This window comes from Neorhizobium sp. CSC1952, from assembly GCF_030378245.1.
In the GTDB taxonomy this organism is placed as follows: Bacteria; Pseudomonadota; Alphaproteobacteria; order Rhizobiales; family Rhizobiaceae; genus Neorhizobium; species Neorhizobium oryzae_A.
The window spans coordinates 4083733-4108982 of the sequence record NZ_CP128416.1; the positions used below are offsets into that span (position 1 = coordinate 4083733).

Annotated in this window: 29 protein-coding genes; 19 read left to right on the forward strand and 10 right to left on the reverse strand. The window is 62.4% G+C overall.

Annotated features, from left to right (window positions below; genetic code table 11):
• The first annotated feature begins 305 nt into the window (after nt 1-305).
• Genes QTA58_RS19670 through QTA58_RS19690 form a run of 5 tightly spaced genes read left to right on the forward strand, consistent with a single transcriptional unit; the run spans nt 306 to nt 4359 of the window.
• Nucleotides 306-2093, forward strand: coding sequence for an acetolactate synthase 3 large subunit (locus QTA58_RS19670; RefSeq protein WP_289673227.1), 1788 nt, complete (start codon nt 306-308; stop codon nt 2091-2093).
• Between the two features lie 52 nt (nt 2094-2145).
• Nucleotides 2146-2457, forward strand: a complete 312-nt coding sequence (locus tag QTA58_RS19675; protein ID WP_289670398.1) for an AbrB/MazE/SpoVT family DNA-binding domain-containing protein — start codon at nt 2146-2148, stop codon at nt 2455-2457.
• The gene (locus QTA58_RS19680) at nt 2429-2704 is read left to right on the forward strand and encodes a hypothetical protein (RefSeq protein WP_289670400.1); all 276 of its coding nucleotides are present in this window, start codon (nt 2429-2431) and stop codon (nt 2702-2704) included. Before QTA58_RS19675 ends, QTA58_RS19680 begins: the two co-directional genes overlap by 29 nt.
• Nucleotides 2705-2734: 30 nt before the next feature.
• A complete protein-coding gene (gene ilvN, locus QTA58_RS19685) occupies nt 2735-3307 on the forward strand; it encodes an acetolactate synthase small subunit (RefSeq protein WP_085424610.1) in 573 nt (190 codons plus the stop codon).
• Between the two features lie 44 nt (nt 3308-3351).
• Nucleotides 3352-4359 carry a capsular biosynthesis protein gene (locus tag QTA58_RS19690; RefSeq protein WP_289670403.1) on the forward strand — a complete coding sequence of 336 codons (1008 nt, stop codon included), beginning with the start codon at nt 3352-3354 and terminating at the stop codon, nt 4357-4359.
• Here the strand turns inward: QTA58_RS19690 and QTA58_RS19695 are convergent.
• Nucleotides 4356-5198 carry an aldo/keto reductase gene (locus tag QTA58_RS19695; RefSeq protein WP_289670405.1) on the reverse strand — a complete coding sequence of 281 codons (843 nt, stop codon included), beginning with the start codon at nt 5196-5198 and terminating at the stop codon, nt 4356-4358. The genes QTA58_RS19690 and QTA58_RS19695 overlap by 4 nt on opposite strands.
• A 175-nt stretch (nt 5199-5373) precedes the next feature.
• Here QTA58_RS19695 and QTA58_RS19700 point away from each other — a divergent pair, with 175 nt between their 5' ends.
• Genes QTA58_RS19700 through QTA58_RS19715 form a run of 4 tightly spaced genes read left to right on the forward strand, consistent with a single transcriptional unit; the run spans nt 5374 to nt 7646 of the window.
• Nucleotides 5374-5967 (forward strand): LysE family translocator, encoded by a 594-nt coding sequence (locus QTA58_RS19700; RefSeq protein WP_289670408.1) that lies wholly within the window; start codon nt 5374-5376, stop codon nt 5965-5967.
• An 11-nt stretch (nt 5968-5978) separates the two neighbouring features.
• A complete protein-coding gene (gene nthA, locus QTA58_RS19705) occupies nt 5979-6632 on the forward strand; it encodes a nitrile hydratase subunit alpha (RefSeq protein WP_289670409.1) in 654 nt (217 codons plus the stop codon).
• The gene (nthB, locus tag QTA58_RS19710; RefSeq protein WP_289670410.1) at nt 6629-7288 is read left to right on the forward strand and encodes a nitrile hydratase subunit beta; all 660 of its coding nucleotides are present in this window, start codon (nt 6629-6631) and stop codon (nt 7286-7288) included. The genes nthA and nthB overlap by 4 nt, the downstream gene beginning before the upstream one ends.
• Nucleotides 7275-7646 carry a nitrile hydratase accessory protein gene (locus tag QTA58_RS19715; protein ID WP_289670411.1) on the forward strand — a complete coding sequence of 124 codons (372 nt, stop codon included), beginning with the start codon at nt 7275-7277 and terminating at the stop codon, nt 7644-7646. The genes nthB and QTA58_RS19715 overlap by 14 nt, the downstream gene beginning before the upstream one ends.
• Nucleotides 7647-7659: 13 nt before the next feature.
• Here the strand turns inward: QTA58_RS19715 and QTA58_RS19720 are convergent, their stop codons facing one another.
• From QTA58_RS19720 to QTA58_RS19730, 3 genes are read right to left on the reverse strand one after another with little or no spacing between them, the layout of a single operon-like run.
• Entirely contained in the window at nt 7660-8445 is a 786-nt protein-coding gene (locus tag QTA58_RS19720) for an anti-sigma factor (protein WP_289670412.1), read from the reverse strand.
• Nucleotides 8442-8972: an RNA polymerase sigma factor gene (locus QTA58_RS19725; protein ID WP_289673229.1), complete on the reverse strand. Its 531-nt coding sequence runs from the start codon at nt 8970-8972 to the stop codon at nt 8442-8444. Before QTA58_RS19725 ends, QTA58_RS19720 begins: the two co-directional genes overlap by 4 nt.
• Nucleotides 8973-9003: 31 nt before the next feature.
• Entirely contained in the window at nt 9004-9378 is a 375-nt protein-coding gene (locus QTA58_RS19730) for a hypothetical protein (protein ID WP_289670413.1), read from the reverse strand.
• A gap of 150 nt (nt 9379-9528) precedes the next feature.
• Between QTA58_RS19730 and QTA58_RS19735 the strand changes: the two genes are divergently transcribed.
• On the forward strand, nt 9529-9900 hold the full coding sequence (locus QTA58_RS19735; protein ID WP_289670415.1) for a metalloregulator ArsR/SmtB family transcription factor: 372 nt from the start codon (nt 9529-9531) through the stop codon (nt 9898-9900).
• 81 nt (nt 9901-9981) lie between these two features.
• A complete protein-coding gene (locus QTA58_RS19740) occupies nt 9982-11106 on the forward strand; it encodes an ATP-dependent RecD-like DNA helicase (protein WP_085424599.1) in 1125 nt (374 codons plus the stop codon).
• On the opposite strand, the gene QTA58_RS19745 is transcribed toward QTA58_RS19740, so the two are convergent.
• Nucleotides 11107-11787, reverse strand: coding sequence for a MerR family transcriptional regulator (locus QTA58_RS19745; RefSeq protein ID WP_289673231.1), 681 nt, complete (start codon nt 11785-11787; stop codon nt 11107-11109). It abuts the gene before it with no gap.
• Between the two features lie 252 nt (nt 11788-12039).
• On the opposite strand from QTA58_RS19745, the gene QTA58_RS19750 reads away from it, so the two are divergent.
• On the forward strand, nt 12040-12792 hold the full coding sequence (locus QTA58_RS19750) for a pyridoxine 5'-phosphate synthase (RefSeq protein WP_289670417.1): 753 nt from the start codon (nt 12040-12042) through the stop codon (nt 12790-12792).
• On the opposite strand, the gene QTA58_RS19755 is transcribed toward QTA58_RS19750, so the two are convergent.
• The 3 genes from QTA58_RS19755 to QTA58_RS19765 all read right to left on the reverse strand — a co-directional run bounded on the left by QTA58_RS19755 (nt 12789) and on the right by QTA58_RS19765 (nt 15486).
• Nucleotides 12789-13736, reverse strand: coding sequence for a helix-turn-helix domain-containing GNAT family N-acetyltransferase (locus tag QTA58_RS19755; protein ID WP_289670418.1), 948 nt, complete (start codon nt 13734-13736; stop codon nt 12789-12791). The two genes, QTA58_RS19750 and QTA58_RS19755, sit on opposite strands and share 4 nt — an antisense overlap.
• 59 nt (nt 13737-13795) lie before the next feature.
• Nucleotides 13796-14512, reverse strand: a complete 717-nt coding sequence (locus QTA58_RS19760; protein WP_289670419.1) for an aspartate/glutamate racemase family protein — start codon at nt 14510-14512, stop codon at nt 13796-13798.
• 83 nt (nt 14513-14595) lie between these two features.
• Nucleotides 14596-15486: an SDR family oxidoreductase gene (locus QTA58_RS19765; protein ID WP_289670421.1), complete on the reverse strand. Its 891-nt coding sequence runs from the start codon at nt 15484-15486 to the stop codon at nt 14596-14598.
• Nucleotides 15487-15627: 141 nt separating this feature from the next.
• Between QTA58_RS19765 and QTA58_RS19770 the strand changes: the two genes are divergently transcribed.
• On the forward strand, nt 15628-16038 hold the full coding sequence (locus tag QTA58_RS19770; RefSeq protein WP_289670422.1) for a helix-turn-helix domain-containing protein: 411 nt from the start codon (nt 15628-15630) through the stop codon (nt 16036-16038).
• Between the two features lie 27 nt (nt 16039-16065).
• Here the strand turns inward: QTA58_RS19770 and QTA58_RS19775 are convergent, their stop codons facing one another.
• A complete protein-coding gene (locus QTA58_RS19775; RefSeq protein WP_289670423.1) occupies nt 16066-16956 on the reverse strand; it encodes an alpha/beta hydrolase in 891 nt (296 codons plus the stop codon).
• A gap of 472 nt (nt 16957-17428) precedes the next feature.
• On the opposite strand from QTA58_RS19775, the gene cml reads away from it, so the two are divergent.
• Nucleotides 17429-18637, forward strand: a complete 1209-nt coding sequence (gene cml / locus QTA58_RS19780; RefSeq protein WP_289670424.1) for a CmlA/FloR family chloramphenicol efflux MFS transporter — start codon at nt 17429-17431, stop codon at nt 18635-18637.
• Between the two features lie 53 nt (nt 18638-18690).
• Here the strand turns inward: cml and QTA58_RS19785 are convergent, their stop codons facing one another.
• On the reverse strand, nt 18691-19737 hold the full coding sequence (locus QTA58_RS19785; RefSeq protein ID WP_289670426.1) for an NAD(P)-dependent alcohol dehydrogenase: 1047 nt from the start codon (nt 19735-19737) through the stop codon (nt 18691-18693).
• Between the two features lie 203 nt (nt 19738-19940).
• Between QTA58_RS19785 and QTA58_RS19790 the strand changes: the two genes are divergently transcribed.
• The 5 genes from QTA58_RS19790 (at nt 19941) to QTA58_RS19810 (ending at nt 25250) form a co-directional block, all read left to right on the forward strand.
• On the forward strand, nt 19941-20849 hold the full coding sequence (locus tag QTA58_RS19790; protein WP_085424591.1) for an AraC family transcriptional regulator: 909 nt from the start codon (nt 19941-19943) through the stop codon (nt 20847-20849).
• A 123-nt stretch (nt 20850-20972) separates the two neighbouring features.
• Nucleotides 20973-21641, forward strand: a complete 669-nt coding sequence (locus tag QTA58_RS19795; protein WP_085424590.1) for a TetR/AcrR family transcriptional regulator — start codon at nt 20973-20975, stop codon at nt 21639-21641.
• A gap of 38 nt (nt 21642-21679) precedes the next feature.
• Complete coding sequence (gene ilvC, locus QTA58_RS19800; RefSeq protein ID WP_289670428.1) at nt 21680-22699, forward strand: ketol-acid reductoisomerase; 1020 nt, start codon at nt 21680-21682, stop codon at nt 22697-22699.
• A 189-nt stretch (nt 22700-22888) separates the two neighbouring features.
• Nucleotides 22889-24112: a PLP-dependent aminotransferase family protein gene (locus QTA58_RS19805; protein WP_289670429.1), complete on the forward strand. Its 1224-nt coding sequence runs from the start codon at nt 22889-22891 to the stop codon at nt 24110-24112.
• Nucleotides 24113-24266: 154 nt separating this feature from the next.
• Entirely contained in the window at nt 24267-25250 is a 984-nt protein-coding gene (locus tag QTA58_RS19810; RefSeq protein WP_289670430.1) for an ABC transporter substrate-binding protein, read from the forward strand.

The following is a 25250-nucleotide window of genomic DNA, read 5'->3' on the forward strand; positions in this document are numbered from 1 at the left end:
GGATACAGCACTGCAAAATCAGGCGGATGGCATTTTTTGGTGCAGAGCGGCGTTGACGAATGGCATTTGTCCGGCTAACACTTCGCGCCATGAAAATCTCGATCGCTCTTATTGTGGTGGGAACGCGCATGGGCAGGATGGTGTAACCATCCGGCGACAGCCACCCATGCGCGGAAAGACAGGCTCCTCAAAAGGGGCCTTTTTTTATGCCTTCAATCCGGCTCGGAGGAGCCGCCGGTAAAAATCCAGCAGCGAAATGGACCAAGACAATGACGGACAGCAACAACGAGACGGCAGATAACCAGATGCCAGATAACCGGATGCCAGATAATCGGATGACTGGCGCGGAGATCGTTCTGAAGGCGCTGAGGGACAATGGCGTCGAGCACATCTTCGGATATCCGGGCGGCGCGGTTCTGCCGATCTACGACGAGATTTTCCAGCAGGACGAGATCCAGCACATCCTCGTCCGCCACGAGCAGGGCGCCGGCCATGCGGCCGAAGGTTATGCCCGCTCCACCGGCAAGGTCGGCGTCATGCTGGTGACGTCGGGACCAGGCGCCACCAATGCCGTCACGCCGCTGCAGGACGCGCTGATGGATTCCATTCCGCTGGTCTGCATCTCGGGCCAGGTTCCCACCACGCTGATCGGTTCCGACGCCTTCCAGGAATGCGACACCGTCGGCATCACCCGGCCCTGCACCAAGCACAACTGGCTGGTCAAGGACGTCAACGAGCTCGCTGCGATCATCCACGAAGCCTTCCGCATCGCCCAGACCGGCCGTCCGGGCCCTGTCGTCGTCGACATTCCGAAGGATATCCAGTTCGCGACCGGCACCTATACGCCGAAGCCGGAGATCGCTGCCAACATCAGCTACCAGCCGAAGACGCACGGCGATCTCGGCGCCGTCCAGGCGGCCGTCGAGCTGATGGCCTCGGCCCGCCGGCCGATCCTCTATACCGGCGGCGGCGTCGTCAATTCCGGTCCGGAAGCCTCACGTCTGCTGCGCGAGCTGGTCCAGCTCACCGGTTTTCCGATCACCTCGACGCTGATGGGCCTCGGCGCCTATCCGGCCTCGGGCAAGAACTGGCTCGGCATGCTCGGCATGCACGGCTCCTACGAGGCGAACATGGCGATGCACGATTGCGACGTGATGGTCTGCATCGGTGCGCGCTTCGACGACCGCATTACGGGCCGCATCAACGCGTTCTCGCCGAACTCGCGGAAAATCCACATCGACATCGATCCGTCCTCGATCAACAAGAACGTCCATGTGGATATTCCGATCCTCGGCGATGTCGGGAGCGTTCTGGAAGACATGGTCCGCCTGTGGCGGGCGCTGCCGCACAAGCCGGCCAAGGATCAGGCCGCCGACTGGTGGCAGGAGATCGCCCGCTGGCGGGCGCGCAAATCCTTCTCCTACAAGAATTCCAACGACGTCATCATGCCGCAATATGCGCTGCAGCGCCTCTATGAACTGACGAAGGACCGCGATACCTACATCACGACCGAAGTCGGCCAGCATCAGATGTGGGCGGCACAGTTCATCGAGTTCGAGGAGCCGAACCGCTGGATGACGTCCGGCGGCCTCGGCACCATGGGCTACGGCTTCCCGGCGGCGATCGGCGTTCAGGTCGCGCATCCGGATTCGCTCGTCATCGACGTCGCCGGCGATGCCTCGATCCAGATGTGCATCCAGGAAATGTCGACGGCGATCCAGTACAATCTGCCGGTCAAGATCTTCATCCTCAACAACCAGTACATGGGCATGGTCCGCCAGTGGCAGCAGCTTCTGCACGGCAACCGGTTATCGAATTCCTATACGGAGGCGATGCCGGATTTCGTCAAGCTCGCGGAAGCCTACGGCGCGGTCGGCATGTATTGCGACGATCCGAAGGAACTCGACCAGAAGATCGAGGAGATGATCGCGGTGAAGAAGCCGGTGATCTTCGACTGCCGCGTGGCGAACCTCGCCAACTGCTTCCCGATGATCCCCTCGGGCAAGGCGCATAACGAGATGCTGCTGCCGGACGAGGCGACCGACGAGGCGGTTGCCAGCGCGATCGACGCAAAGGGGCGGCAGCTCGTTTGAGAAACGAAGGGGATGCGTTAGACTGATCGCATCCCCTTCGGAGGCAGGAGCCATGGCCAGAGCAAAAATGAAGGATGGTGCGATTGTCATTCCGAAGTCCCTGCGTGACGCGCATGGACTGGAGGACGGTGCCGAATTCGAGATAGTCGACCAAGGCAAGCTCATCGTTCTGGAACTGGTAGAGCCTGTCGAGAAGAAGGACGCGCCGAAGAAGCTGACGCTCGAGGAATTTATCGAGCGCATCCCCAGATACGAAGGTCCTCCTATCACCGATGAAATGATCAGCGAAGCTATTGCCGAGGAGTCCGGCGCAGGTGGGATGAAAAGAATAGTCGTTGCTCGAGACGGAATGGGTTCTGCGTAGCCGACTCAACTACAGCCGGGTGACGATATTGGATCTTTTTGACGGACTGGTAGCGCTGGACATGGTCGAATTCGACAGTCCAGATGCCGTATCGACAGCAATCCGTGCCTTCGCTGAGGGCATGGGTTTCGCCGACGCGGTGCATGTGTGTGGTGCTCTCCAAGGCGTCTTCGTAACTTTCGACCGCGATCTTGTGCGGTTGGCCAACAAACATATCGATCGCGTCAGCGTGGAGCTGGCGTCCTGAATGGAATTCTGAGGAAACGGACTTAAGACCATGAATGCGCATCAGCAACCGACGGGATCGGCTTATTTCATCGCACCGGAGACGGCGAAAGCCGAAAGCCATACGCTTTCGGTTCTCGTCAACAACGAGCCGGGGGTTCTCGCCCGCGTGATCGGCCTGTTTTCCGGCCGCGGCTACAATATCGAAAGCCTGACGGTTTCGGAGACGGAGCACGAGGCGCACCTATCCCGCATCACCATCGTGACCAACGGCACGCCGACGGTGCTCGAGCAGATCAAGGCGCAGCTCGAGCGGATCGTGCCGGTCCATCGGGTCCTGGACTTGACCGTGCGGGCCCGCGAACTCGGGCAGGAGCGCCCGATCGAGCGCGAGGTGGCGCTGGTGAAGGTGGTCGGCCAGGGCGAGCGCCGTGCCGAGACGCTGCGCCTGGCGGACGCTTTCCATGCCAAGGTGGTCGATGCGACGGTCGAACATTTCATCTTCGAAATCACCGGTAAATCCTCCAAGATCGACCAGTTCGTGGCAATCATGAAACCGCTGGGGCTGATCGAGGTCTGCCGCACGGGGATTGCCGCGATGAACCGCGGCCAGCAGGGAATGTAGGATCCTTCGGGACCGGCGCATCGGTTGGCGAGGCTAGGACACGCTTGACGAAAGATTGGTACCCTCCCGCCGGCATGCGCCTCGGCGCCACCCGTTACGTTACGCGGCCGACGCCTTGGCTGAAGCATTATTTCGGGCTTCGGGAGCTGGAATCGGCCTTCGCGCCCGGAATCAAGGGGATAGTCTTCTGGGGCGGTCGCTCCGCTGCCAAGCTCGCCCGCCGCATCGCATGGTTCCGGCGGCTGCCCTATTGGTATATCGAGGATGGCTATCTGCGGTCGGTCGGTCTCGGCAAGGGGAACGCCTTGCCGATTTCCATCATCGTCGACGATCTCGGCATGCCCGTCGATGCGTCGAAAACCTCCCGGCTGGAGGGGTTGATAGCTGGCTCGGTCGAGATGGACGTGGCCGGGCTCGGAGCGAGTATCCGCGAGGCGCTCGTCGCAAACAGGCTCTCGAAATACAACAACCTACCGCATCGCGAACCGAAGCTCGAGCGCACCGCGCGGCGGCGGGTTCTCCTCGTCGACCAGGTGTTCGGCGACGTCTCCGTGCCCATGTCGGGCGGGTCGCCCGAGAGTTTTGCACGGATGCTCGAGGATGCGGTCGCGAGCGGTGTCCAGTGCGTGGTACGCACCCATCCGGACGTGATGGCCGGTTTCCGCAAGGGATATCTCACCGAGAAGGCGGCCGGGACGCCCGGCGTGATCCTGCTCGCGGATGCCGTCTCGGCGGCCTCGGTTCTGGAAGCGGTGGACGAGGTCTGGACCGTATCGAGCCAATTCGGCCTCGATGCGCTGCTCAGGGGCATCCCCGTGCGATGTTACGGCGCGCCCTTCTATGCGGGCTGGGGTCTGACCGACGACCGGCTGGGCGAGGCGTCGAGAGAGGCCTTGCCGAGGAGGGTGGCGCGGCCGAGCGTCGATCATCTCGCCGCGGCGACGTTCAGCCTTTATCCCTCCTACCGCGATACCGCCACCTGGGAAGAAATCGACGTCTTCCGGGCGATCGATACGCTCGTTGCGGAACGCAACCGGCTCGCTCTCGATTAGAGCATGTCCAGCGGACGTTTTTGCGCTGGCGGAGGGAAGGCGGCGTCCAGGGCTTTCCAGTCCTCCTCGCTCAGGTCCAGGTCGGCCGCTTCGGCGTTCTCCGCGACGCGATCCGGATTGGCGGATTTCGGAATGGCGACGACACCGTCGCGTTCCAGAAGGAAGGCGAGCGCCACCTGCGCCGGGGTCGCCTGATAGGCCTTGGCAATGCGGATCAGGTCTGCATTCCTCAGAAGCCGGCCCTGCTCGATCGGCGAATAGGCCATGACGGCGATGCCGCGTTCCTGGCACCAGGGGAGAAGATCGTATTCGACGCCGCGGCGGGAGAGATTGTAGAGCACTTGGTTGGCTGCGCAGTTCCTCCCCTCCGGCACGGCCATCAGCTCTTCCATGTCGTCGAGATCGAAATTCGACACGCCCCAGGCGGCGATCTTGCCGGCGCGGCGCAATTCCTCGAAGCCGGCTACGGTTTCGGCAAGCGGGTGCTGACCGCGCCAGTGGAGGAGGTAGAGGTCCAGCCGGTCGGTCTTCAGCCGGTTCAGGCTGCGCTCGCAGGCCTCGACCACGCCCTTGCGGCCGGCGTTCCAGGGATAGACCTTGCTGACCAGAAACACCTCGTCGCGACGGCCGGCGATCGCCTCGGCCGTAATCTTTTCGGCGCCGCCTTCGGCGTACATTTCCGCCGTATCGATCAGCGTCATGCCGAGGTCGAGGCCGCACTTCAGGCTTTCGATCTCGATGCCTGCCTTTCGGCTCTCCTCGCCCATGTTCCAGGTGCCGAGGCCGAGCGCCGGGACGCAAACGCCGGAGGGCAGGGTGACGGTAGGAATATCGGGCATCGGAAAACCTCGACCTGTCGCTTGCGGGAAGCTTCATACTACCGGGATATGGCCTCGCGCCAAGCTTTCAGTTCCTCTTGCGGATCGTCGGCAACGATCCTATCACCGGCATTCAGCCGCCCGCAAAAGAGGCGGCAGAGAGATTCGGGGTCCGTTTGGCGCCTGGGGAGACATCATGTCGCTGGAAACCTTTCTGGCTCTCGTTCTATTCGCCTTCACGACCTCGATCACGCCGGGGCCGAACAATATGATGCTTTTCGCATCCGGCGTGAATTTCGGGTTCACCCGGACTGTTCCGCACATGCTCGGCATCGGCGCGGGTTTCCTGTCGCTGCTGATTGCGGTCGGTCTCGGGCTTGGTGCGCTGCTGCAGACCTTGCCGGCTGTCTATACGGCGCTGAAATTCGCCGGCGGCGCGTATCTGGTCTGGATCGCCTGGAAGATCGGCACGTCGCGTAATCTCTCGGACGGCAAGGCAGGCGCGGGGCCGATGACGTTTCTCGGAGCGGCCGCCTTCCAGTGGGTCAATCCCAAGGCCTGGGTCATGGCGGTGACGGCGATGGCCACCTATACCGATCCGGACTATTATCTGCGGACCGTGCTGCTGGTCGGCATCGCATTCGCCGCCGTCAACGTGCCGAGCGTTTCCACCTGGGCCGGCTTCGGCTCGGCGCTGCGGGAGTGGCTTTCCGTTCCGGCGAGGCTCAAGTGGTTCAACATCACCATGGCGGTCTTGCTTGTCGCGAGCCTCTGGCCGATGTTGAAGTGAAGGAGATCGTCATGTCCGCAGACCATCATCATCACGATCACGACCACAATCATGGGCACCACCACGACAACCGCTACACCGACATGCAGGCGCGGGTGAGGGCGCTGGAGACGGTGCTGACGGAAAAGGGCCTGATCGATCCGGCGGCGATCGACGCCATCGTCGAAACCTATGAGACCAAGATCGGTCCGCGCAACGGCGCCCATGTGGTAGCCAAAGCCTGGAACGATCCGGATTTTTCCGGCTGGCTCAAGCGGGACGCGACGGCGGCGATCGCGAGCCTTGGCTATGCCGGGCGGCAGGGTGAGCATATGCGCGCCGTCTTCAACACGCCGGATACGCATAATCTCGTCGTCTGCACGCTCTGCTCCTGCTATCCCTGGTCGGTGCTCGGCCTGCCGCCGGTCTGGTACAAGGCGCCGGCCTATCGCTCGCGCGCCGTCATCGATCCGCGCGGCGTGCTTGCCGAATTCGGGCTGACGCTGCCGGAGACCAAGAAGATCCGCGTCTGGGATTCGACCGCGGAACTGCGCTACCTCGTCATTCCCGAACGTCCGGAGGGGACGGAGGGTATGAGCGAGGACGAACTCGCCAAGCTCGTCAGCCGCGACGCGATGATCGGCACGGCGATTGCGAGGGCCGAATCCGGGAAGAAAAGGCCATGAACGGACCTCACGATCTCGGCGGTCAGATGGGTTTCGGACTGGTTTCTCCCGAAAAGGACGAGCCCTATTTTCACGCCGAATGGGAGAAGCGGGCGCTCGGGCTCACGCTTTCCTGCGGTGCCTTCGGCGCGTGGTCGATCGACGAAAGCCGGCACGCCCGCGAGAACGTGCCCCCGGCGGATTATCTCGCAGCGAGCTATTACGAGATATGGACGCGGGCGCTGGAAGTGCTGCTGGAGCGGCATGGGTTCGCGACGCGCGCGGAGATCGATGCCGGCCATAAGCAGATCGAGCCCGCAAAGCCGAAGCGCATCCTGACGGCGGACATGGTCCCGGGCGGGCTTGCCAGAGGCGGGCCGTGCGACAGACCTGTGGAAACGGAACCGCTCTTCCAGCCGGGCGACAAGGTGCGGACGAAGAACTTCAACCCCGCCACCCACACGCGGCTGCCCCGCTACGCCCGCGCCAGGACGGGCGTGGTGGAGGCGGTCCAAGGATCTTACGTTTTTCCCGACGACAACGCCCATGGCAAAGGCGAGAACCCGCAATGGGTCTATACGGTCGTCTTCGACGGCGGCGAGATCTGGGGCGAGGGCGCCGATCCGATGCTCACCGTCTCGATCGATGCCTGGGAGAGCTACCTTGAGCACGTGTGACGTTCCGTCCGGGCTTGCGCAGTCAGCGGGGCTCCCGAAGTCGCCGCAGGGTGACCCGGTCTTTCCCGAACCCTGGGCGGCGGAGGCCTTCGCCATGGCCGTGCACCTGCACGAAAAGGGCCTGTTCACCTGGGGCGAATGGGCCGAGGCACTTTCGGCCGAGGTGCGCAGGCAGGGCCGTGCCGAAGACGGCAGCGACTATTTCGATTGCTGGGTCGCGGCGCTCTCCGGTCTCCTGGTGAAGAAAGGCGTCGCCGACGCCGGGACCATTCTAGCTCTGCAACAGAGCTGGCAGCGGGCGGCGGAGGCGACGCCGCACGGCAAGCCGATCGAGCTTGCCAACGATCCGCTGCGGTAAAGGTTCTGCAGCCTCAGGACGGAAACTGCCGATAACATTCCTCGGCGATCTTCTGGAGCATATCGCGGGAAATCTCGCCGGTAACCGCATATCCGAGTTCGCCGTCGATCCAGTAAAAGGTCTCGACATCATTGGCGGAGGCGAAGCGGAAGCTCGTCGTCCGGTTTTCCCTGTTGCGGCCGACGAGGACCGTCACGCGCTGGCCGGTCTGGTCCTCGTACATGAACATCGCGCCCGGCTTGCCGCCGACGGGCAGAAGCCGGCCTCCCACCAGCTTGAAACCCAGCGGCTGCAGGTTCGGGACCTTGAGATCGGCGATGGAAAGCCGCTTGCCGAGCCAGTTGGCAAGATGCGTCTCCTCGTCGGCAAACACCTCGACGGGATGGCGGACTTCGTTCGCATAGACGAGGAAGGCATTGCGGGCTTCCCGCGGCAGGACTTCCGTATAGGCGAGACGGATTTCCGGACGCTCGAAGAGCCGCGGTCCATAATGGCCGCCGAGCGCGCCAAGCGCGAAGACAAGGACGGCCGCCGCAGCCAGAGCGAAGCGCCGCCCGGGCGGGGCCGCCGGCCTGGCAAAGCCGACGGAAAGCAGCCGGATATCGAAGGATTTGGATTTTTCGTAAGGCGCAAAGGCGGCGCGCAATTCGTCGCTCTGTGCCTGCCAGGCGGCGATCATTTCCGCCGCTTCCGGATTGTCTGCCAGGAAACGCTCTACGCGGGCGCGGCCGGCCTCGTCGAGGAAGCCGTCGGCATAGGCGTGCAGGTCCGCCTCGGTTACGGATCGGGCTTCGGTCATCGGGGTCTCCGCAATTGAATGACGTTCTCCTCCCGCATTTTTTCGCGCAAGGCCTGTCGCGCCCGCGAGAGGCGCGACATGACGGTGCCGACAGGGATTTCGAGCATGTCGGCGACTTCCTGGTAGGCGTAACCCTCGACGACCACGAGCATCAGGATGGCGCGCGCATCCTTCGGCAGCGTTTCGAGCGCCTGGACGAGGCGGTTCTTTTCCAGCGGATCATCCACGCCGGGGCTTGCCGCCAGGCCCTCCGCATCCTCGATCCCCACGGACGGCCGCCGCGCATTCAGGCGTCGCGCGTTGAGGTGAAGATTGGTCATGATCCTGTAGACCCAGGATTTGAAATTCGAGCCGCGCCATTGCGTCCGGTTGACGAGCGCCTTTTCGATGCAGTCCTGCAGCAGGTCCTCGCTCTCCGTGTCCGATCGCGTCAGGCTGCGCGAATAGCGCCGGAGCTGCGGCAGGAGAGCGAGGATCTGTGCCTCGAAGGAGAGCGGCGCGGGAGCCTGTGCCTCCCGCGCCTTCATCTCCCCTTGGCCCGAAGAGGAGCCGGGATGATCAGGGTTTTGCGACATCCCAAACGCCGTTCACGCCGTCGCCGGTGACATCGCCTTCCTTGGTGTCCTTGACCCAGTAGTAAAGCGGCATGCCGTCCTTGGCCCATTGTTTGGACCCGTCCTTGCGGGTCACGATCGAATATGCCCCATCGGCCTTCGCATCGGAAGCGGCCATGACCGGCGGCCAGTTCTGGGCGCACTTGTCGTAGCAGTTGGAGGTGCCGGGCTTGTCGTTCCTGAACGTGTAGAGCGTCATGCCCTTTTCGCCGGCAAGCACGTCGCCCTTGGCGCTGCTGACGGTCTTGAACGGCCCAGCGGCAAAGGCTGCCGTGGTCAGCGCTGCGAATGCGAAAGGCGCAAGGATGAAGGTCTTCATGGGTGTCTCCCTGGTTTGGAACGGCGGGTTTTCTCGGCCGCCAATGCCAAGACACCGCAACAAGTATATTTATTCCGTCCAGCCTTCGGATTTTCCAAGATTTCCACACTTAGCCCTTGAGCTAAGTTTTTAAAAATGATACTTAGCCTTATGGAAAACCATTCAAAGCAGCTGGACGATCTCTTCCAGGCCCTCGCCGACCCGACCCGAAGGGCGGTGCTCGGACGATTGGGTCATGGGCCCGCAAGCATCGGCGATCTTGCCGTGCCCTTCGACATGGCGCTGCCGTCCTTCATGAAGCATATCCGCTTCCTGGAGGAGCGCGGCCTTATCCGCACGCGCAAGGAGGGGCGGGTGCGCACCTGCATGCTGGAAAGGGCGCGGTTCGCGATGCTGGAGCTCTGGCTTTCCGAGCAGCGGGCGATCTGGGAAGCCCGCACCGACCGGCTGGAGCAGCTGGTTCTGGCGAAACAGGAATTCCTCCGCACGCAGCAAAAAGAGGAGCAAGGCCGAAGGCGATAATTTCGGGCGCTTCCCGGCTTCGATTCATCTTTCGTTCTTTTTCGGTTGCGATTTCCTTTCGAATCCTGCCAAGTCCTCGCCATGCAATTCGCACCGCAACAGGACGAGGCCCTCAAGGCCGTTTCACAATGGCTGAAGGAGGGACGCAGCCAGGTTTTCCGGCTGTTCGGCTATGCGGGCACCGGCAAGACGACGCTTGCCAAATATTTCGCCGAGCATGTCGATGGCGACGTTCTCTTCGCGGCCTTCACCGGCAAGGCGGCGCAGGTGCTGCGCTCGCGCGGCGCCCGCAACGCCAAGACCATCCATTCGCTGATCTACCGGCCGCGCGGCGAGGAGGCGGTGGAAGACGAGGAAACCGGCAAGACCTCCATCTCGCCGATGTTTTCCATCAACCGCCAGAGCCCTGTCGCCAAGGCGGCGCTGATCATCATCGACGAATGCTCGATGGTGGACGAGGCGCTCGGCAAGGATCTGATGAGCTTCGGCACGCCGATCCTGGTGCTCGGCGATCCGGGCCAGTTGCCGCCCGTTTCCGGCGGGGGCTTCTTCACCGAACAGGAGCCGGATTACCTGCTCACGGAAATCCATCGCCAGGCCCGCGACAACCCGATCATCCGGCTCGCGATGGACGTTCGCGAGGGCAAGGAGATCATGTATGGCGACTACGGCACCGCCAAGGTGATCTCCCGCAACGAGGTGACGCAGCCCTTGGTGCTGGAGGCGGACCAGGTGCTGGTCGGCACCAACAGGACCCGCAAGCGCTATAACCAGCGGCTCCGGGAATTGAAGGGTTTTACCGCGGAATATCCGCAATCCGGCGACAAGCTCGTCTGCCTCCGGAACGATCCGGCCAAGGGCCTGCTCAACGGCTCGCTCTGGCAGGTGATGAGTTCGTCGCGGGAGACGGTGAAGCCCGGCATCAACCTGATGATCCGTCCGGAAGACGACGACATGGACCGGGGGGCGGCCAAGATCAAGCTCCTGAAGCAGGCCTTCGAGAGCGAGGAGGAAATTCCCTGGTCGACCCGCAAGCGCTATGACGAGTTCGACTACGGGTATGCGCTGACCGTGCACAAGGCTCAGGGATCGCAGTGGAACAATGTCGTGCTGTTCGACGAGAGCTTCGCCTTCCGCGACACCCGCGAGCGCTGGCTTTACACCGCGATCACGCGCGCCGCCGAAACGCTGACCGTGGTGCGCTGATCAGTTCTGCACGATGCCGAGCAGGAGCGCCTTGGCGACCGCCTGGTAGCGGTTGGTCGCCTGGAGTTTTCCGGTGATGCCGTCCTCCATCTCTCTGAGCGTCTCGAATTCGAGGTTGAGAGCGCGAGCGATGCGCGGTGCGGAATAACCTTCCGCCATCAGCGCGAGGCACCGTTTTTCCATGTCGGTCAGCGACGGCGGAGCGGGCCTGGAGGTTCCCGGCGTCTCTTCCTCGCCGCTCAGCAGGGTTTCGATCTGCTGCATCTGGCGGTGGATGTTGGATATGTCCGCCGTCAGCTCGCGCTTGCGGCGCGCCAGGGCGCTCTGGAAGATATCATCGGCTTCGGCCTGCGAGGTCGCGGCCGCCAGTTCCTCCATCAGCTCCTGGATCACCGCCACCGGAATGCCGATCTCCCGGCAGGCATTGATGACGGCCATGCGCCGGATGTCTGCGGCGCCGTAAACGCGCATTGTGCCGGAGCGCCTTGCGGCGAGCAGGCCTTTCTCCTCGTAGAAATGCAGGGTGCGGTGGGTGACGCCGAACAGGTCCGCCATTTCGGCGATCGCCACCGGCTTTCCGGGCGTTTCGAACGGGAGGGATATCTGCGGCAGAAAACCGGCATGGCCGGAGGCGGCCGAGATGCCGTCTTCGGGTCCCGGCCCACCGGCGTCGCTGCGTATCGGGCGTTCTTCCTGCGGAATGGCTTCCTTGGTCAATTTGCCTCCTTCGGTGCGCCTCCGCGCCAGGCCCGGCGGGCCAATCCGGCAAATTCCATTAGCAATACGTTACTTAGAATTTCGGAAAATGATAGTCCCGGCCATCGGCGATTTCCGCCTATGAAAACTCTTGATGGATGCAATTGTCCAAATCCGGTGGCCATCTGCCGGCGCATGGCCTAAAAGCGGGGCGATTTCTGAAGACGGGATATCGCCATGCCGACCAAGCTTTCCGTGAACCTCAATGCCGTCGCGATGCTGCGCAACCGCCGCGATCTGCCCTGGCCGAGCGTCGAGGGACTGGGACGCATCGCGCTCCAGGCGGGCGCTGCGGGACTGACCGTGCATCCGCGCCCCGACCAGCGGCATATCCGCTTTTCCGACCTGCCGGTCATCCGCGCGCTGATCGACGACGAGTTCCCCGAGGCGGAGTTCAACATCGAAGGCTATCCGAGCGAGGATTTCCTGGCGCTTTGCGAGCGGATCGAGCCGGAGCAGGTGACGCTGGTGCCGGACGATCCGACACAGGCGACCTCCGACCACGGCTTCGATTTCCGTGCGCAGGGGGAACTTTTAAAGCCGATCGTCGCGCGGCTGAAAAAGAAAGGCATGCGCGTGTCGCTGTTTGCCGATGGCGACGGCGATGTCGAGGTGGTGAAGCTGGCGCGAGCGACCGGGGCGGACCGGATCGAGCTTTATACGGGACCCTACGGCGGCTGCTACGACAATCCGGAGCGCGGCGCGGATATCCTTCAAAAGCTCGGCCAGACGGCGGACGCCGCCTTGGCGGAAGGGCTCGCCGTCAATGCGGGCCACGACCTGACGGTGGCCAACCTGCCGGCGCTCGTCAAACGCATCCCGAAGCTTGCCGAGGTTTCCATCGGCCATGGACTGACGGCGGATGCGCTGGAATACGGCATGGCGGAAACCGTACGCCGCTTCCGCCGCGCTTGCGGGCAGACGATCTAAGCGGCTGAAAGTTTTGCCTCGGCGAGGTCAAGCTCCCAGGTCTGGCCGTTGCATTCCGGACCGAACATCGCATGTCTCTCCTCGGAGACAAGCTTGAAGCCCGTCTTTTCGTAGATATGGATCGCCGCCGTCAGGATGTCGTTGGTCCAGAGCGACAGCTTCCTGTAGCCGGCCAGGGTGGAGAACTTGATGCATTGTTCGACCAGCGCCCGGCCGAGCCCGAGGCCGCGGACGGACGGGTCGAGATAGAGAAGGCGCAGTTTCGCCGTATCGCCGCCGCCATCCGCCACAAGCACGGAGCCAACTCTTCGTCCGTCGCGTTCGGCGATCCAGCAGCGCTCGCGTTCGGGATTGAAATTGGCAATGAACTTGCCGGCGATTTCCGCGACCAGCGCCTCGAATTTTTCGTTCAGGCCGTATTCCCGGGCATAGGCCGTGGCCTGCGCCTCTATGAGCCAGCCCATGTCGCCGATGCGGTAGGGCCGCATGATGACGGGCGCGGGCGGGGTTGCCGTGGAGGGATCGAGGGTCGCCCGGATCGCCTGCATTGCGCCGATCAGCCTTGCCTGTCCGGTTTCGTCGACGTTCCGGAGGTCGTCGGCGATCTGCTGACGGGAGCGTTCGCCGAGCGTCTCATAGATCTCCCGTCCCTTGTCGGTGATATTGAGGATCTGGCTGCGTTTATCGGAGGGGTCGGGTTCGCTCTCGATGAAGCCCGCCTCGCGGAACTTCTTCAGGATGCGGCTCAGATAGGCAGGGTCCAGCCCGAGATCGCGGTTGAGTTCCGTTGCGGAGACGCGCTCGCGGGCGCCCATCTCATAGAGAATGCGCCCCTCGGTGAGGGTGTAGGGTGTCGCCAGATAATCCCTGGCGAGCACGCCGATCTTGTTCGTGTAGAAGCGGTTGAAGGCGCGAATGGTCTCGATGGTTTCGGGCGCGGTCATGGGCAGAATCTCCTGTCTAGGAGACTCTGTCCAATATTTATTGGACTGCGTCAAATAAATTAAGCAGCGACCTGATCGATCGTGTTTTCGCCCAGCGCGAAATCCACGGCCGCCCGGGCGTGAATCGCCGTGGAATCGGCGCAGGGAAGCGGCAGGTTTTCCGGGTCGAGCAGAAGGCAGATTTCCGTGCAGCCGAGAATGATGCTGTCGGCACCTTCGGCCTTTGCCCTCTCGATCATGGCGATCGCCCGCAGGCGCGACGCATCGAGCACCGTGCCGGCGCAGAGTTCGCCAAAGATGATGTTGTGGATGTCGGTGCGGTCGTCGGCATCCGGCACCATGACGTCGATGCCGAGCGTCTTCATCCGCTCGGTATAAAAGCCGTGCTCCATCGTATAGCGGGTGGCGAGCAGGAGCGGGCGCTTCAGTCCCCGGGATTTCAGCGCTCTGGCCGTCTCGTCGATGATGTGGACGAGGGGAATGTCGACGGCGGCCTGGACCTCGGAGGCGACGAGGTGCATGGTGTTGGTGCAGATCAGCACGCATTCGGCGCCGGCGGCCTCGAGGCTCACAGCGCTTCTGGCGAGATGCCTGGCCGCCTTGTCCCACCGGCCGGCCTTCTGCATCTCGACCACTTCGGCGAAGTTGACGGAGTGGAGGAGAAGATCGGCGGAGGCGAGACCGCCAAGGCGATCCCGCACCATTTCGTTGATCAGGCGGTAGTAGACGGAAGTGCTTTCGAAACTCATCCCACCGATCAGGCCGATCTTGCGCATCATTTTCTCCGATATGGATCAAAATTAGATTATTGATCTAATTACATCGGATTCTTTAGATTTGCAATCCTGGTCGCCATGCGTCAGGCAGTCAATGCCGCTTTCTGTGCCTCGAAGTAAGCGACCAGGTCCTGCGGTTTTGCGCCCGTCAATTGTTCGAAGTCGTCCGTCACCAGGTCGAAGTTGCCTGCGCGGATGTTGGCATCGGCCGAAACCAGCATCGTGGCCACGAAATCCGGCAGGCCCGCGCCGGTCAGGCCGTGGGCGAGCTGCTCGTCGGTGACATGCACCACGTCGAGCTGTTTGCCGGTCGCTTTGGAGACGCGTGCCGCGATTTCTTCCGCGGTGAGCGATTCCGGACCCGTCAGGGTGAGTATCCGGCTGCCGGCCGGCGGATCGGCGAGGGCCGCCGCAGCCGCGCGGGCGCAGTCGTCGCGGGTAATGTTGGCAACCTTGCCGCTCCCCATGGACGTATACCAGGTGCCGACCTGCAGATTGTGCGGCATCGACCTCAGGTAATTGTCGTCGTACCAGGAGTTGCGCAGGATCGTATAGGAAATGCCGCTCGCCTTGATTGCTTCCTCGGTGCCGAGATGGTCCGGAGCGAAGCTGACCAGCGATCTGTCCGGGTTCGGCATGGATGTGTAGACGATGTGCCCGACACCGGCTTTGGCCGCCGCGGAAACAGCCGTCCTATGCTGCGTGAGGCGCTTGCCGGGAATTGCCAGCTCGTCCGTCGAGACGATCAGCACGCGATCGACGCCGGTGAACGCCTTCACCAGGCCGGTCTCGTCATCGAAATCGGCAGCGCGTGTCTCGATGCTCTTGTCCGCGAATTCCGAAAGCTTTTCAGGATTGCGGCTGACCGCAACGATGTTCCCCGGCGCGACCTTCGACGTCTCCAGAAGGTGATGCAGGACCGCGCGGCCGAGTTGCCCCGCGGCGCCGGTGACGAGAAGTTTGGTCATGAGCATTTCCTTTCTACCAATGGGCCGGCACTATCGGCGCGGTGCTGAATATTGGTCTCAAAAAGAGACTAGCACTAGAATAGGAATTGACTTCACCGTGTAAAGGGGGCAGTTTTTAGGGAGATCGTTACTTCGAGGGAACCACCCATGGACCTGCATGCGGCAGAGAAGCCTCACCTCAATGGAAAGGAATGCGGCACGAGCGGTTGGGACGCGGGAAATTGTCCGGTTCGCGACGTGATCGACCGGATCGCCGGCAAATGGTCGACCCTGCTTCTGGAGGCTCTGGCGCGCCAGCCCTATCGCTTCGGCGAGCTGCGCCGGCTGGTACCGGACATTTCCCAGCGGATGCTGACGCAGACGCTGCGCGACCTGCAGCGCGACGGCTATATCGACAGGCAAGTCTTTCCGACCAAGCCGCCGAGCGTCGAATACCGGATGACGGCGCTCGGCCATTCGCTTTTCGAGCCGCTTTCCAAGGTTCTGCAATGGGCCGGGGACAATCATCCGGCCGTGAAGGCCGCGCGTCAAAAGTTTGACGAGGGCGAGCTTTCGTGATGTGAAGCGGCGGTCCGGGGAGATTGCTCAGAAACTCTTCGCGAGAGAATGGAGCGCGGTTGCAAATTCGCCGGGAGCTTCCTGCGGCAGGTTATGGCCCGCACCGGCAACGATCCGCCGCTCATATGAAGCAGTGAAATGCTCCGCATCGTGATCGACGGGAGGGGGCGGATCGACCCCGTCATCGGCGCCCTGCATGACGATGGTCGGTATTGCAATGCGCGGCTGCTTTGCCAGACCGGCCTCTATCGCCTGTAAGGCGGGGTCCCCGGAAATGCCCCCAAAGCGATGGCGATAGGAATGAATGACGATCTCGACAAAGTCGGGATTATCGAAAGCCGCGGCGGTGCGATCAAAGGTTTCGCTCTCAAAGGCCCATGTCGGAGACCATAGTTTCCAAATGAAATGGCAGAGATCGCGGCGATTTTGCCGTAATGCCTTTCTGCCGCGCTCCGAGTGGAAATAATACTGGTACCAATATCGAGCCTCTTCCTCCGGCGAGACCGGGTTTCCCGCCCGCGCGATATTCTGGATATTGTAACCGGTGCCGCAACTGACCAGGCCGCGTACGCGCTCCGGCCAGAGAGCGGCGACGATGCAGGCGGCGCGGCCGCCCCAGTCATATCCTCCAAGAACGGCGTTTCCGATCGAAAGTGCATCCATCAGAGCGAGTAGATCCGCGCCTAGAGCCGCTTGCTCACCGGAGCGGGGAGTTTCGGCCGAAAGGAAGCGTGTCGGTCCAAAGCCTCTGAGAAAGGGGACAATGCATCTATGGCCCAGGGATGCCAGGCGTTCGGCAACGTCGTCATACGCATGGGCATCATAGGGAAATCCATGAAGCAGAATGGTCGGCAATCCATTCCCGTGCCCTGTTTCAAAGTATGCGACTTCCAGAACGCCGGCAGTTACCGTTTTCATAGCCGATCTCGCTTCTCCTCGATGTCGATGAAAGTGACTGTTGGCAGGATCGCAAAACCGGACTTTTGCGGCAATCGAATTCGACAGGTTCCCGAAAGAAGAGAGCCGCTTGCAACGGGTTCCTGCAAGCGGCTCCTCCACATTTCAGCCGGGACGGCCTATCGAGCCGATCATCGAACCCGACAGACTCTTGCGGCCGGCGATGATGGAAAAGGCATGCACGGGTACGGCATGTTCGGGAATGCCCACCAGGACCATCGCCCGGCGTTGTGCTTCTCTCGCCGACCTGTTACAGCGGGCGCAAGCTGGCCTCGCCGTTTTTCAGAAAGTTCGGAACCATGGGACCCAAACAGTCAGACCGTTAAGCCGCAGCAACGCCCTTTGTTGTTGCGGCTGTCTGTCCGGTTCCAGTCTCATCTTCTCGCGCAGACAAGCCGTCAAATGTCATCTTCATTTGAACGGATGCTTTGTCATGCCTACCCGAAACCCACCTGCGTGGACCTATAATCTGCCGGTTGCACTCATGCTTCTGGCGCCTTTCAACCTGCTTGCCTCGCTCGGCATGGATATCTACCTGCCGGTCGTTCCGGCGATGCCCGGCATCCTCGGGACAACGCCGACGGTGATCCAGTTGACGTTGACCCTTTATATAATCGTGCTCGGCGTCGGCCAGCTTCTGTTCGGACCTCTGTCCGATCGCCTCGGCCGTCGCCCGGTTCTGCTTGCCGGCGCCCTCATCTTTGCAATCGCGTCCCTTGCTCTTGCGGCGACCTCATCCGGAGTTCCGTTTCTGGCGCTGCGGCTGCTGCAGGCGATCGGTGCATCGGCTATGCTGGTCGCGTTGTTCGCCACGATCCGCGACGTCTATGCGGAAAAGCCGGAGAGCGTCGTCATCTACAGCCTCATGAATGCGATGCTCGCCTTCGTGCCGGCGCTCGGTCCCATCGCCGGCGCGGTGATCGCCCAGGAATTCGGGTGGCGGGGCGTGTTTCTTGCTCTCGGCATACCTGCCCTGGCCATGCTCCCGATCGTTCTGCCGTGCTGGCACGAGACGCGCGTGCTCCGGCCCGGCGCTCACGGCACCGCATTCGGGCCGATCCTGAAGAACCCCGCCTTCCGGGCCTATACTCTCGGCTTCGGAACGGCCATGGGCTCGTTCTTCGTGTTCTTCTCGACGGCGCCGCGGGTTCTGATGGGAAATGCCGGCTTTTCGGGGCTGGAATTCAGCCTGGCTTTCGCAACCGTCGCAGCGGCGATGATCGTGACGACACGTTTCGCAAAGCAGCTCGTCAAACGGTGGGGGATCGGCGGCAGCGCCTTGAGAGGCATGGTGCTGCTGATCTGCGGTGCGGTCCTGCTGTTCCTCGGGCAGATCTGCCTTGGGCCTTCGTTCTGGTCGTTCATCCCGCCGATGTGGGTTTGCGCAGTCGGGATCGTCGTCACGACCTCGGTCACCGCCAATGGCGCGCTGCGGGATTTCAACGATGCCGCCGGTTCGGCGGTCGCCCTGCATTTCTGCCTCCAGAGCATTATCGTTGGCGTCGCCGGAACGGCATTCGTGGTCATGCTCGACGGCGGCACGGGGTGGCCGCTGATCGCCTACACGTTCAGCATGGCCAGCGTGACGGTTCTGGCGCTGCTCCGTGTCAAGGCCTCTGTGCCGGGTCGCCGCAGGGCATGACTGCGTCGCACGGCAGCCGTCGGGAGACGCTGCCGTGCGAGACCCGCCGGCCGTCAGGCCGCAAGCGAGGCCATGTCGATGACGAAGCGGTAGCGGACGTCGCTCTTCAGGACGCGTTCATAGGCTTCGTTGACGTCTTGGATGGCGATCTTCTCGATTTCGGAGACGATGTCGTGCTTGCCGCAGAAATCCAGCATTTCCTGGGTTTCCTTGATCGAGCCGATCATCGACCCGGACAGGCTCTTGCGGCCTGGAACAAGCGAGAAGCCGTGAACGGGAATGGCGTTTTCCGGAATGCCGACGACAACCATCGTTCCGTCGACCTTCAGCAAGCCCAGATAGGCATTCCAATCGATCTCCGCGGAGACCGTGCAGATGATCAGGTCGAACGTGCCGGCGAGTTTCTTGAAGGTATCTGCGTCGCTGGTGGCGTAATACTCCTTGGCGCCGAGTTTCAGTCCGTCCTCCTTTTTCGACAGGCTCTGGGAAAGGACCGTGATATCCGCGCCCATGGCTGCGCCGAGCTTGACGCCCATGTGGCCGAGGCCGCCCATGCCGACGATCGCGACCTTCTTGCCGGGACCGGCATTCCAGTGGCGCAGTGGCGAATAAAGCGTAATGCCGGCGCAGAGCAGGGGTGCTGCGGCATCGAGCGGCAGGTTGTCCGGGATGGACATGACGTAGCCCTCCTTGACGACGATATGGTCGGAGTAACCGCCCTGGGTCCGCGTCTTGCCGTCGACTTCGAAGTCGTTGTAGGTCTGGACGAGGCCCGGCATGTAATGCTCGTTGTCGAGGTCTCGGGTGGCGCAGCCGACGCAGCTGTTCACGAAGCAGCCGACGCCGACGCGGTCGCCGACCTTGAACTTCGTCACGGCCGAACCGACGGCGGAAACGATGCCGGCGATCTCGTGACCGGGAACGATCGGATAGACCGCATTTTTCCATTCGTTGCGGACGGTATGGATGTCCGAATGGCAGATGCCGGCGAACTTGATGTCGATGACCACGTCGTCGGCATTCGGTTCGCGGCGCTCGAAGGTAAAGGGCGTCAGAGGTTTCGACGCGTCGGTTGCTGCATAGCCTCTTGCAATAGCCATGGAGAGCTCCATTCATCTGTTGGTTCGGGAGGGAATTGGACGAGGCGGACTATGCCTCCCAGACGGGCAAGAGCGTTAGATCGATCCTGCTATCTTCTTGCACGATCCTGCAAAAGTGAGCGGGACGGCTATTTGCGGAGGGGCAAAGGCATTTTAGATAGCAGCAGCATCAAGCCGTGCCACCTGGAAAGAAGAGGTTTCCCATGACCTTGCCGTTCACACCCTATCAGGAAATAGCGTCGATCGCAGCCCGCTTCACGTCCGGCGACGGCGAGTACCAGACGGCTATCGAAGGCCTCGCGATCAGCCGCCGCTCCACGCCGAGCGTGCCTTGCCATGGCAGCTACCGTCCCTGCCTGGCCATGGTCATCCAGGGTGCGAAAAGCGTGGAGCTGGGAACGGATATGATCAATTACGGACCGGGCCACTACCTCCTGACATCGCTTGACCTTCCCGTCGTCTGGCGCGTCGTGGAGGCGAGCCCGGAGACGCCGCATTTCTGCCTGACGCTCGCCGTCAATAGCGAAAGGCTGCTCAATCTGCTCAGTCTTGCCGATATGGAACGGCCGCCCGCGCCTGCCGGAGGCCAGCGCGGGATCGTCGTCAACCATGCGACGCCAGAGCTTCTCGACGCGGCGGTGCGGTTGCTGCGTTTGCTCGATAATCCGAGAGACATCGCGGCGATGGCGCCGCTGATCGAGCAGGAAATCCTCTACCGCATCCTCACCGGGCCGGCGGGAGGTCAGCTGATCAACATCGCCGTCGCCGACAACCAGGGCAACAGGATCGCCCGCGCCATCGCGTGGCTTCGGGAAAATTTCGCGCGGCCGCTGCGTATCGAGGATCTTGCGGAACAGGTCGGCATGAGCGCGTCGTCCTTCCATCATCACTTCAAGACGATCACCGCCATGACACCGGTTCAGTACCAGAAGCGCCTCAGGCTTCACGAAGCCCGCCGCCTGATGCTGGTGGAAAGGCTCGATGCCGGCAATGCCGGCCACCGCGTCGGCTATCAGAGCCCCTCGCAGTTCAGCCGGGAATACAGCCGCCTCTATGGTCTGTCGCCTGCGCGGGACACGGAAGCGATCCGCGACAGCGTCGCTGCGGAATAACGCTCGCTCTTCCCGTAAACCTATTCACATTCGCTGAAGATAAAGCGGCGCGTCAAAACAGGCTTGACGGCGGCGCCGAATGCTTTATACGGGCAGAACCGTACCGTACGGTACGCAAAGAGGATGTTTGCAGTGAGACCCGATTCCGCCGAGATGCCCGAATTTTCGCCCCGCCAGAACGCCGTTCTGGAACAGGCGCTTCGGCTGCTCGTGCAGGGCGGGGAAAAGGCGCTGACGACATCGGGCCTGGCGCGCGCCGCCAACTGCTCCAAGGAAAGCCTCTACAAGTGGTTCGGCGACCGCGACGGCCTTTTGTCCGCCATGATCGCCTATCAGGCGAGCAAGGTGCGCACCCATGAGCGCCCCGGTGAGCGGCTGACGGCGGATCTGCTGCGCGACCATCTCGAACTTTTCGCCCGTGACCTCCTGGAGGTTCTGGCGGGCGACGTATCGCTGGCGCTCAACCGGCTGGCGGTGGGCCAATCGAGCCGCGACGGCTCGAAGCTCGGCAAGCTGCTGCTGGAACATGGGCGCCGCCAGATCGACCGCCGCGCGATCGCACTGATCGAGCAGGGCAAGCGGGCAGGGCTCCTGCGTTTCGACAATGCGGATGCCGCCTATCACACGCTTTACGGCCTGATCGTCTCCGACCTGCATGTGCGCATGCTGCTCGGGGAGCCCGGCCTCAAGGACAATGCGCGCCAGGCGCAGAAGGCCGTGGACGCCTTCCTGACGCTGCACGGCACGCAGAAGCAATCGGCGGATGCGCTCAGCGCTTTCGCTGGACGGTGAAAAACACCAACCGACACACGCATAGGGAAGGAAAAACGATGCGCGTTTATTATGATCGGGATGCCGACATCAACCTCATCAAGGCGAAGAACGTCGCCATCATCGGCTACGGCTCGCAGGGCCGCGCGCATGCGCTGAACCTGAAGGATTCCGGTGCCAAGAATGTCGCGATCGCGCTGAAGGCCGGGTCCGCGACCGCCAAGAAGGCGGAAGCCGACGGCTTCAAGGTGCTGACCGTCGCCGAAGCCGCCAAGTGGGCCGACCTGATGATGATGGCGACCCCGGACGAGCTGCAAGCCGACATCTACAAGGCCGAAATCGCTCCGAACATCCGTGACGGTGCGGCGATCGCCTTCGCGCACGGCCTCAATGTCCATTTCGGCCTGATCGAGCCGAAGGCGTCCGTCGACGTGGTGATGATCGCCCCGAAGGGCCCCGGCCACACGGTGCGCGGCGAATACCAGAAGGGCGGCGGCGTTCCCTGCCTCGTCGCCGTTCACCAGAATGCATCCGGCAACGCGCTCGAACTGGCGCTCTCCTATGCCTGCGGCGTCGGCGGCGGCCGTTCAGGCATCATCGAGACCAACTTCAAGGAAGAGTGCGAAACCGACCTCTTCGGCGAACAGGTCGTTCTCTGCGGCGGTCTCGTCGAGCTCATCCGCGCCGGTTTCGAAACGCTGGTGGAAGCCGGCTATGCACCGGAAATGGCCTATTTCGAATGCCTGCACGAAGTGAAGCTGATCGTCGACCTGATCTATGAAGGCGGCATCGCCAACATGAACTACTCGATCTCCAACACGGCCGAGTGGGGCGAGTACGTCACCGGTCCGCGCATCATCACGGAAGAGACCAAGGCCGAGATGAAGCGCGTGCTGAAGGACATCCAGACCGGCCGCTTCACCTCCGAGTGGATGCAGGAATACCGTTCCGGCATGGCCCGCTTCAAGGGCATCCGCCGCAACAACGACGCCCACCAGATCGAGGAAGTGGGCTCCAAGCTCCGCGCCATGATGCCCTGGATCGGCAAGAACAAGCTCGTCGACAAGACCGTCAACTAAGCTTTTCGCGACAGCCAGATATTTTTTGGAGGCCGGGGCACAAGCTCCGGCCTTCATTCATTCACGGTGTTGGTTTAGATTCAAAATGTGATCGAAAAATATGCCGCAGACCAATAGGTCAGTATTGCTGACCTGTCGATCGTTCTGTAATGATCGGACATAGAAAATTGAAATAAGAGGAAACATCCCGTGCTTGATTGGGAACATATCTTCGCGACGCGCTCCGGCCGGATGCGCGCCTCCGAAATCCGCGAACTCCTGAAGCTGCTCGAGCGGCCGGACATCATTTCGTTCGCCGGCGGCATTCCCGATCCGGCGCTCTTTCCGGACCAGGCCTTCAAGGAGGCCTATTCGGACATTTTTTCCGGCGCGCAGGTGAATTCGGCGCTGCAATATTCGGTGAGCGAGGGCTACAAGCCGCTGCGCGAATGGATCCGCGGCGAGATCGTCAAGATCGGCATCCCGTGCGAGGTCGAGAACGTCTTCATCACCTCCGGTTCGCAGCAGGCGCTCGATTATCTCGGCAAGCTCTTCCTGTCGCCGAAGGACACGGCGCTCGTCACCTGGCCGACCTATCTCGGCGCGCTGCAGGCCTTCAACGCCTATGAGCCGAATTACGACCAGCTCTCCTTCGGCAACCGCACGCCGGATGCCTATCGCGAGACGGCGGCCAAGGCCGGCGGCGCCGTGAAATTCGCCTATCTTTCGGCCGATTTCGCCAATCCGACCGGCGAGACGGTCGATCGGGCCGGCCGTGAAAAGCTGCTCGACCTTGCCGACGAACTCGATATCGCGATCCTCGAAGACGCGGCCTATCAGCACCTGCGTTACGATGGCGAGGCGGTCCCGCCGATCCTGGCGCTCGACATCGCCCGCAAGGGCGGCATCGAAAACACCCGCACGATCTACAGCGGCAGCTTCTCGAAGACGCTGGCGCCGGGGCTGCGCGTCGGTTTCGTGGTCGCCGCCATGCCGGTCATCCGCAAGCTCGTGCTGATGAAGCAGGCGGCCGACCTGCATTCCTCGACGATCAACCAGATCGCCATCGAACATGTCGCCTCGCGCGGTTTCGACGCCCAGGTCGCCAAGATCCGGGCCGCCTACAGCAAGCGCCGCGATGCGATGCTGGCCGCACTTGCCAAATACATGCCGAAGGGCACGAACTGGACGAAGCCGGAAGGCGGCATGTTCGTCTGGGTGACGCTGCCGGCCGGCATGGATGGCGCCGACCTGCTCGCCCGTTCGATCGAGACGGAGAAGGTGGCCTTCGTGCCGGGCCAGGCTTTCTTCGCAGACCGCTCGGGTGCCAACACGCTGCGCCTTTCCTTCTCCTGCGCCGACGAGGCGATGATCAACGAGGGCATCCAGCGCCTCGGCAGGCTGATCGCCAACGCCGTTCCGGCCGCGGCCTGACGCCGGCGAAGCCAAAGCCACCAAGGCTCCTGTCTCCATCCGGGGACAGGAGCCTTTCGCCTTACTTACAGGCGCCTGTGGAGAGGCTTCCTCTGTCATATACTTGTTAGGTGACTGTGTTTAAGCGGACCATACGTTCTCGAAAGGACCTCCGATGAAGAACCTTCTCTCCGCTTTCACGGCCCTCGTGGCCTTCGGCATGATCGCCGGCGCCGCCGAAGCCGCCGACCTCGTGCTCTATACAAGCCAGCCGAACGAGGATGCGCAGGCCACGGTGGACGGCTTCAAGGCCCTCAATCCCGGCCTCGACGTGCAGTGGGTTCGCGACGGGACGCCGCAGATCATGGCCAAGCTGAACGCGGAGATCCAGGCGGGCAACCCGGTCGCCGACGTTCTTCTGATCGCCGATACAGTGACGCTGGAGCGGATGAAGCAGGCCGGTCAGCTCCTGGCCTACAAGTCGCCGGAAGCCGCCAATTTCGACGCCGCGCTCTATGACGCCGACGGCTATTACTACTCCACCAAGCTGATCACCACCGGCATCATGTACAACACCCAGGCGGCGATGAAGCCGACGAGCTGGGCGGACCTCGCCAAGCCGGAAGCCAAGGGGCTCGTCACCATGCCGAGCCCGCTCGCTTCGGGTGCGGCGCTCATCCATGCCCAGACGCTCGCAGGCGTCTCCAGCCTCGGCTGGGATTACTACAAGAACCTGAAGGCCAATGGTGCGGTCGCTTCCGGCGGCAACGGCGCCGTGCTGAAAGCCGTCGCCTCGGGCGAGAAGGCCTACGGCGTGGTCGTCGACTACATGCCGCTCCGCGAAAAGGCCAAGGGTGCGCCCGTCGAGTTCGTCTTCCCGACGGAAGGCGTCTCCGCCGTCACCGAGCCGGCCGCGATCCTCGCCTCCACCAAGCATGCGGACAACGCCAGGAAGTTCATCGACTATCTTCTGTCCGAGAACGGCCAGAAGATCGCCGTCAAGCTTGGTTACATCCCGGCCCGCAAGGGGATCGACCTGCCGGCCGGCTATCCGGTTCGCGACCAGATCAAGGTCCTGCCGATCAATGCTCCGGAAGCGCTCAAGAGCTCCGAAAAGGACGTCAAGACCTTCGCGGATATCTTCGGCATCAAAGGCTGA